1 protein-coding gene is annotated in these 654 nt (G+C 57.0%); it reads right to left on the bottom strand.

The window, feature by feature from the left end:
- Positions 1-156: 156 nt before the first annotated feature.
- Positions 157-399, bottom strand: coding sequence for a hypothetical protein (locus MTR66_RS21045; protein WP_243924689.1), 243 nt, complete (start codon positions 397-399; stop codon positions 157-159).
- Positions 400-654 lie beyond the last annotated feature (255 nt).

Raw genomic sequence — 654 nt, forward strand, 5'->3', positions numbered from 1 at the left:
CGTGCTTCTCGGCGGCCTCGGCCTTCAGCAGGTCGCCAACGACGTGCTGAACGGGATGCTGGCGCTTGAGGGCGTCGGCAATGACCTCGTCATAGGCGTGATGCATGCCGGCGAGCTTCAACTCGGCCATCAGGCCGATGATCTCATGGCGCTCCATCATCCTTCCTCGCGCTGCCAGCGGCGGGCATGGCGGCGAACGGTTTCAGAGCCTTGCGCCCGCAACGCCTCGATCAGCCGGATCCGCGTCAGCCGTTCGCGCCGCGGCTTGCGTTCGTTCTCCACCAGTAACCGCTTGAGTTCGGTAATGTGGGGACCGAGCTTGGGCTTCGGCTGAACCGTGCGATCGCAACTGAACTTGCGTTCCTCCGCCTCGTCGCCTGCCTCAATCGCAAGCGACAATAGATGACCTGGGGAGTGCTCCCCGATTGGGCGCCGATCACCGAGCCAGGGAGGGGGCACCATTCGCACGCCGATTTACAAGTTCGTAACGCGATCGCCAGAAAAGTAATGACAAAGAGTGAGGGTGATGTTAGCGATCGGTAAATTATCTACTTAAGATGTGTTGGCAAAGCCGAAGTTAGCCTTCTGTGAAAGATAAAAAACCATCAAGCAAAGTATTGTTTGTAAAAGGTGATGTGTTGTATGTTATCTTCA

It is taken from the genome of Novosphingobium beihaiense (assembly GCF_022832375.1).
Lineage (GTDB): Bacteria > Pseudomonadota > Alphaproteobacteria > Sphingomonadales > Sphingomonadaceae > Novosphingobium > Novosphingobium beihaiensis.